Source organism: Streptacidiphilus jeojiense (assembly GCF_000719095.1).
GTDB lineage: Bacteria > Actinomycetota > Actinomycetes > Streptomycetales > Streptomycetaceae > Streptacidiphilus > Streptacidiphilus jeojiensis.
On the sequence record NZ_JOEH01000019.1, the window covers coordinates 40,637 to 55,078 of the forward strand.

Genomic DNA, 14,442 nt, shown 5'->3' on the forward strand with positions numbered 1-14,442 from the left:
AGAAGCCCAGAATCTCCAGGACCACCATGGCCTGCCCCTTTCGTCCAGATTCGCCCCCCTGGCGGCGACGCTATGCGAAAAGGGACGAACCGGCCAGCCGGTCGGACCCTGCCGCTCCCGCCGCGTCCGTTTCCGCCTCCGCGTCAGCCTCCTCCGCCGCACGGGCGGTCCTACGCTCCAGCGCGGACGAGAGCACGGCCAGACCCAGCGCGGCGACGGCGAAGGCGGCGCCGACCCAGTTCGGCGCGGTGTAGCCGAGGCCCGCCGAGATCACCAGGCCGCCGACCCAGGCGGCCAGGGCGTTGCCGAGGTTGAAGGCGCCGATGTTGAGGGCCGAGGCCAGCGTGGGCGCCCCCGCCGCCTGGTCCAGCACCCGCTTCTGCAGCGGCGGCACGGTCGCGAAGCCCAGGGCGCCGATCAGGAAGACGGTGACCGTGGCCGCGACCTTGTCGTGCGCGGTCACCGTGAACAGCGCCAGCACCACGGCCAGCGCGCCGAGGGCGACATAGAGCATCCGCATCAGCGAGCGGTCCGCGTAGCGGCCGCCGACCAGGTTCCCCACCACCATGCCCAGGCCGAACAGGGCCATCAGCCAGGTCACCGAACCGTCGGCGAAGCCGGCCACCCCGGTCATCATCGGTGCCACATAGGTGATCGCGGCGAACACCCCGCCGAAGCCCAGCACGGTCATCGCCATCGCCAGCAGCACCTGCGGATTGCGCAGCACGGCGAGCTCGTGGCGCAGCCGCACCTCCGCGGAGCGCGACTGGTCCGGGACCAGCCGGGCCACCCCGATCAGGCCGATCACACCGAGGCCGGCGATGAACAGGAAGGTGGCCCGCCAGCCGAGGTGCTGTCCGACCAGGGTCCCGAGCGGTACGCCGACCACATTGGCGACGGTCAGCCCGGTGAACATCATGGCGATGGCGCCGGCCTTCTTCTGCGGCGCCACCAGGTCGGCGGCGACCACCGAGCCGATGCCGAAGAAGGCTCCGTGGGCCATCGAGGCGACGATCCGACCGACCAGCATCACCCCGAAGGCCGGGGCCAGCGCGGAGACGGTGTTGCCGACGATGAACAGGCCCATCAGCAGCATCAGCATCCGCTTGCGCGGTATCCGGGTGCCCAGCACGGTCATCAGCGGCGCACCGGCCACCACGCCCAGCGCATAGCCGGTGACCAGCAGGCCCGCGGTGGGGACGGAGACACCGAAGGAGTCACCGATCTGCGGCAGCAGCCCCATGACCACGAATTCGGTGGTGCCGATGCCGAAGGCCCCGATGGCCAGGGCGAGGAGTGCGAGAGGCATGGATGCGCCTTCCGGGGAGTGCGGGCTTCCAGGGGTGCGGAAGCTGGGTACGAACTCCGAGGTTAGTTGCAAGCGCTGGCTATTTGCAAACGCTGGTTATTGCAGCGGTGCCGTACCATCGAGGCATGACCGCCACAGACCCAGAACTCACAGCGCTGGCCCAGGGCTGGTGCGCCCTCTCGCTGCTGCACGGACGGATCGAGTCGCACATCGAGCAGGCCCTGCAGGCCGGGCACGACCTCAGCGTCCGGGAGTACTCGCTGCTGGACGTGCTCAGCCGGCAGCACAACGGCACCGGCGGCCATCTGCGGATGTCCCAGGTCGCCGAGGCCGTGGTGCTCAGCCAGAGCGCCACCACCCGGCTGGTCTCCCGGCTGGAGGACCGCGGGCTGCTGTCCCGCTACCTCTGCCCCACCGACCGGCGCGGCATCTACACCGATGTCACCGAGGCCGGGCTGGCGCTGCTGGAGCAGGCGCGCCCGACCAATGAGCGCACCCTGCGGGAGGCCCTGGACGCCGCCGCGCAGAACCCGGAGCTGGCGCCGCTGGTGCGCGCCGTCAGCTCACTGCACGCGGTGCACGCCTAGGCACTCCCCCGGCGCCGCGCGCTGGGCGCCGGGGTGGGCCGGCGCCGCGCGCTACTCCTCGTCCAGCGCGCGGCGGGCGTACTCGCCGAGCTCGTCGGCCCCGCAGGACTCGGCCAGCTCGACCGCGGCGCGGAACTGCTCGGCCGCGTCCTTGCCGCGGCCCTCCGCGAGCAGCGCCGTCGCCAGGTCGACCAGCGCCCGGGTGTGCTCGTACGGGGCGGAGCAGTGTTCGAACCGGTCCACGGACCTGCGCAGCAGGTCGATCCTGGCCTCGCCCGACTCGGCGAACTCGGCCGCCGCGCGCAGCGCCGTGCCGACGGCGGAGTCGGTGCCGAACCGTTCCGCCCGGACCAGCTGGTCCGCGGCCAGCGAGCGGGCCAGGTCCAGGTCTCCCAGCATGCCGTGGGCCTGGGCCAGCGCCCGCTGCCAGCCGCACCAGCCCGGGTTGCTCATCTCGCGACGGTCCAACCGCTCGCCGGCGGCCGTCAGTTCGGCCACCGCGCCCTCGGCGTCGCCGAGGGCGATCAGCAGTCCGCCGCGCACCGTCTGCGAGTCGGGGAACACCACCGCTGCCGAGTAGGGGGCCTGGAAGCGGTAGCGCTCGGCGAGCTGCCGGGCCTCCTCCAGCTTGCCCCGCGCCATCAGCACCGCGGCCAGCGTCCCCACCGCGAACCAGTGCACCGGCACGCCCTCGCCGCCGACCCGGTTGGCGATCGACAGGCCCTCGCGGGCGCTGCGCTCGGCGTCGACCAGGCTGCCGCTGCGGAAGCGGATGTAGCCCAGGATGGTGTGGCCGAAGGCGAGGTGGGCCCCGCGCCAGCCGGCCTCCTCGTACTCCGCGATGCCCTTGGCGAAGAGCTCCTCGGCACGGTCCGGGAGGTCCGCGAACATGTACACCAGCGAGGCCAGGGTGGGTACTTCGAAGGCCCACTCCTGGTCGGTCCAGCTGAGGCCCTGCTCCTGGGCGAGATCGGCGTAGTGGATGGCGGTGGCCACCGGCTCGCCGCGGACCACGGCGTCCCAGGCGCGCAGCCCGAAGACGTAGCGCTCGGCGGTGCCGATGGTCTGCTCGCCGCGTTCCAGCAGCAGTGCCAGGTCGGCCAGGCGTTCGGAGCGGGCCGCCGAGCCCTCCTCGGCGGCGTCGAAGGCGCACCACATGAAGTTCCAGACCAGCAGCCGCAGCCGGGTCTGGTCGGAGACCGCCAGCGCGGCCGCCTCGGCGGTGGTCCGGGACGCCTCCAGCAGGCTGTTGCTGTGCGCGAGCGACTGCGCCAGCCGGACCGTGATGCCCTCGTGCAGCTGGTCGGGCAGCTGCGGCTGCTCCAGCGCGGCCCGCAGGTGGCCGACGGTCTGCGCCGGGTCGTAGAGCAGGGTCGAGCAGCCGAGCTCGAACAGCACCTCGGCCCGCTGGGCCGGCGACGGGGGCTCCCGCAGCGCCCTGGCCAGGCAGCGCTGCGCCGTCTCCGGCGCCCCGGCCTGCATGAACGCCCGGGCCGCCGAGCGCAGTTGCTCCACCACCGCGGAGTCGCCCTGGGCCGGGATCTCCAGCCAGTGCCGGGCCGCGGTGATCGGGCCCTTGCCGGCGCCGAGCACCACCCAGCCGGCCCGGCCGTGCATGGCGGTGCGCAGGTCCTCCGGGATGCCCCGGTAGACCGAGGTGGCGACCAGCGGGTGGATGAACTCCAGGATCTGATGGCCGGTCAGGATGCGGGCCGCGCGCAGCCGGTCAGCCGCCTCGGCGGCGTCGGCCGGGGTCAGCGAGGCGGTCGCGGCGGCGAGTTCCAGCGGGGTGTGGATGCCCAGCACGGACACCGCCCAGGCCAGCCGCACCGAGGAGGCGCCGAGCCGCTCCAGCCGGGCGACCAGTCCGGTGCCCTTGGTGGCCGCGGCCACCTCGCGCAGCAGCGGGCAGGACTCCTCGACCGCGGCCAGCCCGCGCTCCTGGGCCTTGGCCAGCAGTTCGACCGTCTCGAAGGGGTTGCCCCCGGTCACCGCCCACACCTCGCGGCAGAAGGCGTCCTCGACCCGGACCGGCGGGCTGCCGAACATCCGGCGCACCAGCGCCGCCACCGCGTCCGGGGTGAGTGCGGTCAGACCCAGCGGAGTGGCGCCGTTGGCACCGGCCATGGTGCGGAAGGAGGCCGGACTGTCCGGGAGTTCGTCCGGGCGGTAGGCGGTGACCAGCAGCACCGGCAGTCCGTCGACCCGGCTGGCGAAGGAGGCCAGCCAGCTCAGCGACTCCGCGTCGGCCCAGTGCGCGTCGTCCACCACCAGGACCAGCGGCCCCCGGGAGACCGCCAGGTTGGTGACCACCCAGTCCAGGCCGTCCCGGACGCCCTGCGGGTCCGGCTGCGCCGCGGCCGACTCCTCGTCCTCCTGTGCCAGGCCGATGGCCGGGCCGACGATGTCGTTCCAGCCGCCGAGCAGCTCGCGCTGCTCCTCCTCGCCGAGGCCGGCCAGCAGCGGCTTCAGCAGGGCTCGGACCACGTGGAAGGCCGACAGCTGCTCCTGCTCCCCGCCACGGGCCGCCAGCACCAGCAGCCCCCGCGCGGCCGCCTCCTCGCGGACCGCGGCGAGCAGGCTGGTCTTGCCGAGTCCTGCGGCACCGGTGTAGACGAGCAGCCGCTCGCCCGGCCGTGCCGGAACCGCCCTGGCCGCCAGGCTGTCCAGCGCGCCACGGGCGGCGTCGAGTTCGGCGTCACGTTCCAGCAGTACGCCGCCACCTGCATGCTTCTGCTCCGCCACGGGTCGAGCCTAGCGCCAACGCGCCTGACGGGCGGGCTCCTTGCGGAACCCGCCCGCCACCGTCCTGCAGAGATTTTTGACGCTCCGTCACCAACTCTCCACAAACGGAGCGCCGAAGTCGCTGCTCGGGGCTACTGCTTCTGCAGTTCCCGCTCCGACTCCTGCATCTGCTGCTCCTCCTTGCGGGAGGCCATCAGGCTGGTGACCGTGGTCACCGCCAGCACCACCACGATGAAGCCGAGCGAGAACGGGATGCCGATCTCCGGGGCCCAGTGCGCGCCGGCCTCGTGCAGCGCGTGCAGCAGCAGCTTCACACCGATGAAGCCGAGGATCACCGAGAGCCCGTAGGAGAGGTGGACCAGCTTCTTCAGCAGGCCGCCGATGAGGAAGTAGAGCTGGCGCAGGCCCATCAGCGCGAAGGCGTTGGCGGTGAAGACGATGTACGGGTCCTGGGTGAGTCCGAAGATGGCGGGGATGGAGTCCATCGCGAACAGGACGTCGGTGGTGCCGATGGCCAGCATCACGATCAGCATCGGGGTGATCAGCCGCTTGCCGTTCTGCACCACCAGCAGCTTGGTGCCGTGGTAGCGGTCGGTCGCCGGGAAGCGGTTCTCCACGGCCTTGAGCAGCCGGTTCTCCTCGAACTCCTCCTCTTCGCCGCCGGCCCTGGCCTCCTTGATGAGCTTCCAGGCGGTCCAGATCAGGAAGGCCCCGAAGATGAAGAAGACCCAGGAGAAGCTGGCGATGATCGCCGCACCGGCGGCGATGAAGGCCGCCCGCAGCACCAGGGCGATCAGCACGCCGACCATCAGCACCCGCTGCTGGTAGATGCTGGGCACCGCGAACTTCGCCATGATCAGGATGAAGACGAAGAGGTTGTCGACGCTGAGCGACTTCTCGGTGATGTACCCGGCGAAGAACTGGCCGGCCGGGGCCGAGCCCGAGTGCCACCAGAGGAAGCCGCCGAAGCCGATGGCCAGCAGGACCCAGACGGCGGTCCAGATCCCCGCCTCCTTGAGCGAGACGTCGTGCGGCTTGCGGCCGCCGATGAAGAAGTCGGCGGCGATCAGGGCGACCAGCACCCCGATGGTGGTGGCCCACATGGCCATGGAAACGTCCATGAACTGCTCCTTCGGCAAACGTGTCGGGCTGCCGAAGGTCTCCTCCGCCCCGCCGTCACCAGCTACGGTCGCATCGCGCACGGGGCCGACATTTCCGGGCGCGGTGCGGACCGCCGCCGTGTTGACGGAAACATCGTTCTAGGGAGTACTCCCCTTCGAGATCCCATCATCCTCACTGCATGGTAAAACGCAGGTAAAGGACCGGCATCTCAAGGGAAACCGCAGGTCAGAGGTAGGGAGCGATGGCCGGGAGCATGTCCTGGAAGGTGCGGCCGCGGGCCGGGGCGCCGATGGCCGACATCTGCCAGCCGCCGTGGGTGTCCCGCTGGACCTTCGCCATCACCTGGCCGGTGTGCGCGCCGCCGCCGGTGAGGCTGTAGCGGGCCAGCTCCTGCCCGGTGCTCTCGTCGACCAGGCGGCAGTGCGCGTTCTCGACCTCCTGGAAGGTCTGCCCGGTGTAGGAGTTCACGGTGAAGACGATCTGGTTGACGTGCTCGGGGACCCTGGAGAGGTCCACCAGGATCGACTCGTCGTCCTCGCCGCCGGCGCCACCGGTGAGGTTGTCACCGGTGTGCCGCACCGAGCCGTCGTTGCTCACCAGGTGCTGGAAGAACACCACGTCGGCAAGCTGGTGGTCGGCGAAGAGCACCGCCGACGCGTCCAGGTCGATCTGCCGCGCGCGCCGACCGAACAGCCCCTTTCGCGGAGCGGCCTGCCAACCCAGGCCCATCCGCACCACTGTGAGCGTGCCCCCGCCCGCCTTCTCCAGGCTGACGCTCTGACCCTTGTTCAGACTCACCGACATGGTGGACATCCTCCCCGTTCCCGGCACACGCGGATGCCTTGATCGCAATCCGTCTTGATTGCATACCCGGGCGTCCGCAGCAAACTCTACGCAAGGAACGGGCGGGCCGCTCACGCCATTCCGGCCTCACGCATCTGGCGTAGTTCCTTCTTCAACTCGTTGACTTCGTCGCGCAGCCTGGCTGCCACCTCGAACTGCAGCTCGGCCGCCGCCGTGTGCATCCGGTCGGTCAGCTCGGCGATGAGTTCGGCCAGCTCGGCCGCCGGCAGCCCCTTGGCGTCCGCGGCGCCGCGCTTGCCGGCCGCGCCCAGCGCCGGGACCGGCGCCTTGGCGCCGCGCCCGCCCTTCACCCCGCCCGGCTGGCGGTAGCCGGTGCTCAGCAGCTCACCGGTGTCGATGTCCTCGCGGGCGATGGAGTCGAGGATGTCGCCGATCTTCTTGCGCAGCGGCTGCGGGTCGATGCCGTGCTCGGCGTTGTAGGCCTGCTGGATCTCGCGGCGGCGGTTGGTCTCCTCGATCGCCTTCTCCATCCCCGGGGTGATCCGGTCCGCGTACATGTGGACCTGGCCGGAGACATTGCGGGCGGCACGGCCGATGGTCTGGATCAGCGAGGTGCCCGAACGCAGGAACCCCTCCTTGTCCGCGTCCAGGATCGCCACCAGGGAGACCTCGGGCAGGTCCAGGCCCTCACGGAGCAGGTTGATGCCGACCAGCACGTCGTACTCGCCGGCCCGCAGCTCGCGCAGCAGCTCCACCCGGCGCAGGGTGTCGATGTCGCTGTGCAGGTACCGGACCCGGATGTCCAGGTCGAGCATGTAGTCGGTGAGGTCCTCGGCCATCTTCTTGGTCAGGGTGGTGACCAGGACCCGCTCGTCCTTCTCGGTCCGCAGCCGGATCTCGTGGATCAGGTCGTCGATCTGACCCTCGGTCGGCTTGACCACGACCTCCGGGTCGATCAGGCCGGTGGGGCGGATGATCTGGTCGACCTGGCCGTCGCCGCGGGCGAGCTCGAACTTGCCGGGGGTCGCCGAGAGGTAGACGGTCTGGCCGATCCGCTCCAGGAACTCCTCCCACTTCAGCGGACGGTTGTCCATCGCCGAGGGCAGCCGGAAGCCGTGCTCGACCAGGGCGCGCTTGCGCGAGGCGTCGCCCTCGTACATCGCGCCGATCTGCGGGACGGTGACATGGGACTCGTCGATGACCAGGAGGAAGTCCTCCGGGAAGAAGTCCAGCAGGGTGTTGGGCGCGGTGCCCGCGTCACGGCCGTCGATGTGCCGGGAGTAGTTCTCGATGCCCGCGCAGGTACCGATCTGACGCATCATCTCGATGTCGTAGGTGGTGCGCATCCGCAGCCGCTGGGCCTCCAGCAGCTTGCCCTGCTTGTCCATGGTGGCCAGGGTCTGCTCCAGCTCCGCCTCGATCCCGGCGATGGCGCGCTCCATCCGCTCCGGGCCGGCGACGTAGTGCGAGGCCGGGAAGACGTAGAGCTCCTGGTCCTCGCTGATGACCTCGCCGGTGAGCGGGTGCAGCGTGGTCAGCGCCTCGATCTCGTCGCCGAACATCTCGATCCGGACCGCGAGCTCCTCGTAGACCGGGAAGATCTCGATGGTGTCGCCGCGGACCCGGAAGGTGCCGCGGGTGAAGGCGACGTCGTTGCGGGTGTACTGGATGTCCACGAAGCGGCGCAGCAGGGCGTCCCGGTCGAACTCCTGGCCGACCTTGAGCTGGACCATCCGGTCGACGTACTCCTGCGGCGTGCCCAGGCCGTAGATGCAGGACACCGAGGCGACCACGATCACGTCCCGACGGGTCAGCAGCGAGTTGGTGGTGGAGTGGCGCAGGCGCTCCACCTCCTCGTTGATCGAGGAGTCCTTCTCGATGTAGGTGTCCGTCTGGGCGATGTACGCCTCGGGCTGGTAGTAGTCGTAGTACGAGACGAAGTACTCGACCGCGTTGTTGGGGAACAGCTCGCGGAACTCGTTGGCGAGCTGGGCGGCCAGCGTCTTGTTGGGAGCCATCACCAGCGTCGGCCGCTGGAGCTTCTCCACCATCCAGGCGGTGGTGGCCGACTTGCCGGTGCCGGTCGCGCCGAGCAGGACGACGTCCTTCTCGCCCGCGCGGATCCGGCGCTCCAGCTCCGCGATGGCGGTGGGCTGGTCGCCGCTGGGCTGGTAGGGGCTGACGACCTCGAAGGGCGCCACTGTTCGCTCTAGATCGGTGATGGGTCTCACGGAACCAACCGTACGACCCGGCACTGACAATCCGCTGCGGTCAGCTCACCCTGGCGCTGTCGCGGGCCAGCGCGACCAGGCGGGAGACGGCCCGCAGGTACTTCTTGCGGTAGCCGCCGTTCAGCATCTCCTCGCTGAATATCCGGTCGAACGGCAGCCCGGAGGCGACCACCGGCAGCTCCCGGTCGTACATCCGGTCGGCCAGCACCACCAGCCGCAGCGCGGTGCTCTGGTCGGCCACCGGGACCACCCCGGTCAGGCAGACCGCCCCGACGCCGTCCAGCAGCGCGCCGTAGCGGCTCGGGTGGACGGCGGCCAGGTGCGCCAGCAGCTCCTCGAAGCCGTCCAGCGAGGCGGTCGCGCCGATCCTGGCCGCCACCGCGCCGACCTCCGCGTCGGTGTACGGCGCCGGAGCCTCGGGCAGACCGCGGTGGCGGTAGTCCTGCCCGTCGATCCGGACGCTGTGGAACCGCGAGGACAGGCCCTGGATCTCGCGCAGGAAGTCCGCGGCGGCGAAGCGGCCCTCGCCGAGCTTGCCGGGGAGGGTGTTGGAGGTCGCCGCGAGCTTCACCCCGGCCTCGGCCAGTCGGCTGAGCAGCGTGGACACCAGTACGGTGTCGCCCGGGTCGTCCAGCTCGAACTCGTCGATGCACAGCAGCCGGTGCCCGGACAGCGCCTTCACGGCCTGCTGGAAGCCCAGCGCGCCGACCAGGTTGGTCAGCTCGACGAAGGTGCCGAAGGCCTTGGGGCCCGGCGCGGCGTGCCACAGCGAGGCCAGCAGATGGGTCTTGCCGACCCCGTAGCCGCCGTCGAGGTAGATGCCGCCGGGGCCGGCCGGGACCGGGGCGGGCCGGCCGAACCAGCGCTTCTTCGCGGACTGCCCCGGGTCCGTGGCGTTCATCGTGCCGACGAAGGACTCCAGCACCCGCACCGCCTCGGCCTGGCTGGGCTGCTCCGGGTCCGGGAGGTAGGTGCTGAACCTGGCGCCCTGGAACCGCGGCGGCGGCACCATCTCGGCCACCATCCGCTCGGCGGGCACCACCGGGCTGCGCGAGGTCAGCGAGGCAGGCCGCGGCGCGGCGGCGGAGGGGGCAACAGGGGCGGGCGTTTCGGCAGCTGGCACAGCTCCCAAGCGTACGTTCCTCCCGCCCGTGGAAGACTCAGCACTATGCGTCGACTGCTCCCGGAGACCCCGGATGTGACAGACCTCACCAGCCTGGCCGGGCTGGCCGAGGCCTACGCCTACCCCGACCAGCCCTGGCTGCGCGCCAACATGGTGTCCAGCCTGGACGGCGCATCGCGCCTGGACGGGCTCTCCGACGGGCTCTCCTCCGAGGGCGACAAGCGGATCTTCGGAGTGCTGCGGGCCCTGGCCGACGTGGTCCTGGTCGGCGCGCAGACGGTACGCGACGAGGGCTACCGCCCGGCCCGGGCCCGCGCCGAGTTCGCAGAGGCCCGGGCGGCCCGCGGGCAGCAACCGGCCGCGGCGATCGCGATCGTCACCCGCAGCCTGGACCTGGACCTGGAGCTGCCGCTGTTCACCGAGCCGCTGGTGCCCACCCTGGTGATCACCTGCGCCGGCGCCCCCGCGGACGCCCTGGAAGCGACCCGGAAGGTGGCCGACGTGGTGGTCGCCGGGGAGGAGCAGGTGGACCTCCCGGCGGCGGTCGCGGCCCTGGCCGGGCGCGGCTGGACCAGGCTGCTCACCGAGGGCGGCCCGCGGCTGCTGGGCCAGCTGGCCGCGGCCGGCCTGCTGGACGAGCTGTGCGTCACCCTGGCACCGCTGCTGGCGTCCGGGGACGCCCCCAGGATCACCCACGGCCCGGACGCGCTCACCCAGCGGATGGACCTGGTGTCGCTGCTTGAGGAGAAAGGTTTCCTCTTTGCCAGGTACGCCCGTAGCGTGAGCAGTCGCACCTAACGGAAGAGGATCGTCCGCCTGCCGGGCGCGGATACCGGATCGGCCCGTTCCGCCCGGGCAGTATGAGGCCAGTGCCAGTGGTGCCGGGGGAAGCAGAACAAGAAGGGACGCGCGTGTTCACCACCGTACTTTTGATCGAGAAGGCCCTCTCCGCGGCCGACGTCGAACTGCTGACCACCCTGCACGGCGAGGACCCGGTCTCCTTCCACGTGCTGATGCAGCCGCGCGGACGGCAGGACGAGTTCCTGCGCGCCGTCGACGACGTGGCCTTCGGCTACCTGGACCGGGCCGCCCACGAGCGCGACGAGCCCCGGGGCGCCGAGGCCGTGGACACCGCGGCCGCCGGGCTGGAGCACACCCTGGAGGGGCTGCGGTCCGCCGGGGCGGAGGCCACCGGGCGGGTGATCGAGGAGAACCCGCTGCAGGACCTCAAGGCGCTGGTCGCCGACGTGTCCGCGGACGAGGTCATCGTGCTGGCCGCGCCGCACTGGATCGAAGGGCTGTTCCACCGCGACTGGGCCTCGCAGGCCCGGCACAAGGTCGGCGTCCCGGTGCTGCAGCTGTTCGCCCAGCAGGACTGACCGGCCGTCGACTGCTGGCAGAATCGAGCCAGACCGTCCCGCCGCAACCCTCGGAGAGCCTCAGTGACGTCCCCTGCCCCCGCGAGTGCCGCTGATCTCGCCGCACCCCACTTCATCGGGATCGGCGGCGCGGGCATGTCCGGCCTGGCCAAGATCCTGGCGCTGCGCGGCGCCGCGGTCTCCGGCAGCGACGCCAAGGAGTCCACCGTCGTGCTGGCGCTCAAGCAGCTGGGCGCCGAGGTGTTCGTCGGGCACGCCGCCGAGCACGTCCCGGCCGGGGCGAGCTGCATCGTGGTCTCCAGCGCCATCCGCGCGGACAACCCGGAACTGGTCGCCGCCGGCGAGCGCGGCCTGCCGGTGATCCACCGCGCCGACGCGCTGGCCGCGCTGATGCAGGGGCACCGCGGCCTCGCCGTCGCCGGGACCCACGGCAAGACCACCACCACCAGCATGCTGGCGGTCAGCCTCACCGCCCTGGGCCTGGACCCCTCCTTCGCCATCGGCGGGGACCTCAACGAGCCCGGCAGCAACGCCCACCACGGCACCGGCGAGATCTTCGTCGCCGAGGCCGACGAGAGCGACCGCAGCTTCCAGAAGTACTCCCCCGAGGTCGCCGTGGTCCTCAACGTGGAGCTGGACCACCACGCCAACTACGCCTCCATGGACGAGATCTACGAGTCCTTCGAGGCCTTCGTGGCCCGGATCGTGCCCGGCGGCACCCTGGTCGTGGACACCGACCACGCGGGCGCGGCCGAGCTCGCGGCCCGGGTCGCCGGCCGCGAGGACCTGACCGTGGTCCGGGTCGGCGAGTCCGAGGGCGCCGACGTCCGCATCCGCTCCATCGCCGCGCGCGGGATGACCAGCGAGGTCACCGTGGTGCTCGACGGCCACGAGCTGACCTTCACGGTCTCCGTCCCCGGCCGCCACTACGCCCACAACGCGGTGGCCGCGCTGGCGGCCGGGGTCGCCCTGGGCGTCCCGGCGGCCGAGCTGGCCCAGGCGCTCAGCAGCTACCAGGGCGTGCGCCGCCGGCTCCAGCTCAAGGGCGAGGTCCGCGGAGTGCAGGTGATCGACTCCTATGCGCACCACCCCACCGAGATCGCCGCCGACCTGGAGGCCATCAACGCGGCCTCCGGGGACGGCCGGGTCCTGGTGGTCTTCCAGCCGCACCTGTTCAGCCGCACCCAGCAGCTGGGCGCCGAGATGGGCGAGGCGCTGTCGCACGCCGACGCCGTGGTCGTCCTGGACATCTACCCGGCCCGCGAGGACCCGGTCCCCGGCGTCACCAGCGAGCTGGTGATCGCCGCCGCCCGGGCCCACGGCGCCGACGTCACCCCGGCCCACTCGCTCGCGGACGTGCCCGACCTGGTCGCGGGAATGGCCAAGGACGGCGACCTTGTTCTCACCATGGGCGCCGGGGACGTGACCTTCCTCGGGCCCGAGATCCTTGCTCGCCTCGCCTGAAAGGCAGGACACCTGATGTCGTACGAGATCGAGAAGACCGACGCCGAGTGGCGCGAGCAGCTCACCCCGGCCGAGTACGCCGTCCTGCGCCAGGCCGGCACCGAGCGCCCGGGCGTCGGCGAGTACACCGACACCAAGACCGAGGGCGTCTACTCCTGTCGCGCCTGCGGCAACGAGCTGTTCAGCTCCGAGACCAAGTTCGACAGCCACTGCGGCTGGCCCTCCTACTTCTCCCCCCTCGCCGAGGACCGGGTGCAGTACATCGAGGACACCACCATGGGCATGCGCCGGGTCGAGGTGCGCTGCGCCAAGTGCGGCTCCCACCTCGGCCACGTCTTCGAGGGCGAGGGCTACGGCACCCCGACCGACCAGCGCTACTGCATCAACAGCATCTCGCTGAAGCTGCGGCCCGCAGCGGGCTGAGACGGCAGGGCGGAGCCCCCGGTGCGCGATCGCGCACCGGGGGCTCCGCCGTCTGCGCGGGGGCCGGCTCCCGCTAGCGGTAGCGGAGTTCGGCCAGCTCGGTGGTGAGGCTGGTGCGGAAGGCCGGGATCCGGGCCAGGACCGGGAGGACGGCGTTGCGCAGGGACCGCACCAGCGGGTTGCGGACGGTGGAGATGCGGGTCATCCGGTCGGTGAAGGCGACCACCCGGAGGGCGACTGGGCGGCGCTGGGGCTCGTAGCGGGCCGGGTCGCCGTCGGCGAGGGCCCGGCCGAGGGCGTAGGCGTCCTGGATCCCGGTGTTCATGCCCTGGCCCCCGGCCGGGCTGTGGACGTGGGCGGCGTCGCCGGCCAGGAACAGCCGGCCGGCCCGGTAGCGGTCGGCGACCCGGTGGTGCACCCGGAACCGGGAGGACCAGGCGACGGCGGAGACCCTGGCCTGCCCGGGGGCCCGCTCGTCCAGCAGCTGCTGGACGAAGGCCAGGTCGGGCTCGGCCGGGGCCTCGTCCACGGTGGCGACGACGCGGTAGTGGCCGCCGGGGAGCGGGGCGACGACGCTGATCCCGTGGCTGCTGAAGCCCAGTGACACCTCGTCGGCCCCCGGCGCCCAGTCCATCTCGACGTCGGCCAGGACGAAGGACTCGCCGTAGGCGGAGCCGGAGAAGCCGATCCCGGCCGCCTCCCGGACCGCGCTGTGCATGCCGTCGGCGCCGACCGCGTAGTCGGCCCGCAGCGTCTCGCCGGTGTCGGTGGTGAGGGTGACCCCGTTCTCGTCCTGGACCACGCCCTTGACCTGGTACGGGCGGTGCACATCGCCGCCGAGCTCGCGCAGCCTGGCCAGCAGCACCGCCTCGGTCCGGTCCTGCTGCACCAGCAGCGCGTACGGGTACGCCGTGGGCAGCTTGCCGAAGGTGGTGCTGAGCAGCGTGCGGGAGCCGTCGCGGACGGTGAAGCGGTCTATCTTCAGCCCGCGGGCGATCAGTTCCTGGTCCGCGCCCAGCTCCTGCAGTACCTCCAGGGTGCGGGCGTGCACCACGGCGGCGCGGGAGGTGTTGGCCCCCTCGGCCAGCCGGTCCAGCAGCACGAAGTCGACGCCGGCCTCGGCCAGGGTGACGGCCAGCGCGAGCCCGGTGGGGCCGGCCCCGACGATGGCGACGGTGGTGCTTGCGGGAAGAGCTGTGGCGTTCATCCGAGCCTCCGACTGCTTGTGCCAACGTCTGTTGGCATTACTGTGCAG

General features: G+C 71.6%; 12 protein-coding genes. 5 read left to right on the plus strand and 7 right to left on the minus strand.

The annotated features are described in order from the left end of the window. Positions 1–70 precede the first annotated feature (70 nt). Complete coding sequence (locus tag IF29_RS0124385) at positions 71–1,309, minus strand: MFS transporter (RefSeq protein WP_051725870.1); 1,239 nt, start codon at positions 1,307–1,309, stop codon at positions 71–73. A gap of 125 nt (positions 1,310–1,434) precedes the next feature. Here IF29_RS0124385 and IF29_RS0124390 point away from each other — a divergent pair, with 125 nt between their 5' ends. Next, positions 1,435–1,896 carry a MarR family winged helix-turn-helix transcriptional regulator gene (locus IF29_RS0124390; RefSeq protein ID WP_030258803.1) on the plus strand — a complete coding sequence of 154 codons (462 nt, stop codon included), beginning with the start codon at positions 1,435–1,437 and terminating at the stop codon, positions 1,894–1,896. Positions 1,897–1,947: 51 nt separating this feature from the next. Here the strand turns inward: IF29_RS0124390 and IF29_RS0124395 are convergent, their stop codons facing one another. The 5 genes from IF29_RS0124395 to zapE all read right to left on the minus strand — a co-directional run bounded on the left by IF29_RS0124395 (position 1,948) and on the right by zapE (position 9,930). Beyond that, on the minus strand, positions 1,948–4,641 hold the full coding sequence (locus IF29_RS0124395) for an ATP-binding protein (RefSeq protein ID WP_030258805.1): 2,694 nt from the start codon (positions 4,639–4,641) through the stop codon (positions 1,948–1,950). Between the two features lie 131 nt (positions 4,642–4,772). Continuing rightward, entirely contained in the window at positions 4,773–5,762 is a 990-nt protein-coding gene (locus IF29_RS0124400) for a TerC family protein (RefSeq protein ID WP_030258807.1), read from the minus strand. Positions 5,763–5,988: 226 nt separating this feature from the next. After that, positions 5,989–6,567, minus strand: a complete 579-nt coding sequence (locus IF29_RS0124405; protein WP_030258810.1) for a TerD family protein — start codon at positions 6,565–6,567, stop codon at positions 5,989–5,991. Positions 6,568–6,677: 110 nt separating this feature from the next. Continuing rightward, positions 6,678–8,798: an excinuclease ABC subunit UvrB gene (gene uvrB / locus IF29_RS0124410; RefSeq protein ID WP_030258813.1), complete on the minus strand. Its 2,121-nt coding sequence runs from the start codon at positions 8,796–8,798 to the stop codon at positions 6,678–6,680. A gap of 40 nt (positions 8,799–8,838) precedes the next feature. Beyond that, the gene (gene zapE / locus IF29_RS0124415; RefSeq protein ID WP_380524998.1) at positions 8,839–9,930 is read right to left on the minus strand and encodes a cell division protein ZapE; all 1,092 of its coding nucleotides are present in this window, start codon (positions 9,928–9,930) and stop codon (positions 8,839–8,841) included. A 36-nt stretch (positions 9,931–9,966) separates the two neighbouring features. Here zapE and IF29_RS0124420 point away from each other — a divergent pair, with 36 nt between their 5' ends. The 4 genes from IF29_RS0124420 to msrB all read left to right on the plus strand — a co-directional run bounded on the left by IF29_RS0124420 (position 9,967) and on the right by msrB (position 13,187). Then, positions 9,967–10,719, plus strand: coding sequence for a pyrimidine reductase family protein (locus IF29_RS0124420; protein ID WP_030258817.1), 753 nt, complete (start codon positions 9,967–9,969; stop codon positions 10,717–10,719). Positions 10,720–10,832: 113 nt separating this feature from the next. Then, positions 10,833–11,300 (plus strand): hypothetical protein, encoded by a 468-nt coding sequence (locus tag IF29_RS0124425; protein ID WP_030258820.1) that lies wholly within the window; start codon positions 10,833–10,835, stop codon positions 11,298–11,300. A gap of 135 nt (positions 11,301–11,435) precedes the next feature. Beyond that, on the plus strand, positions 11,436–12,764 hold the full coding sequence (gene murC, locus IF29_RS0124430) for a UDP-N-acetylmuramate--L-alanine ligase (protein WP_157623918.1): 1,329 nt from the start codon (positions 11,436–11,438) through the stop codon (positions 12,762–12,764). A gap of 15 nt (positions 12,765–12,779) precedes the next feature. Further along, positions 12,780–13,187: a peptide-methionine (R)-S-oxide reductase MsrB gene (gene msrB, locus IF29_RS0124435; RefSeq protein ID WP_030258824.1), complete on the plus strand. Its 408-nt coding sequence runs from the start codon at positions 12,780–12,782 to the stop codon at positions 13,185–13,187. Positions 13,188–13,260: 73 nt separating this feature from the next. Here msrB and IF29_RS0124440 read toward each other — a convergent pair whose 3' ends face one another. Next, complete coding sequence (locus IF29_RS0124440) at positions 13,261–14,394, minus strand: FAD-dependent oxidoreductase (protein WP_030258827.1); 1,134 nt, start codon at positions 14,392–14,394, stop codon at positions 13,261–13,263. Positions 14,395–14,442 lie beyond the last annotated feature (48 nt).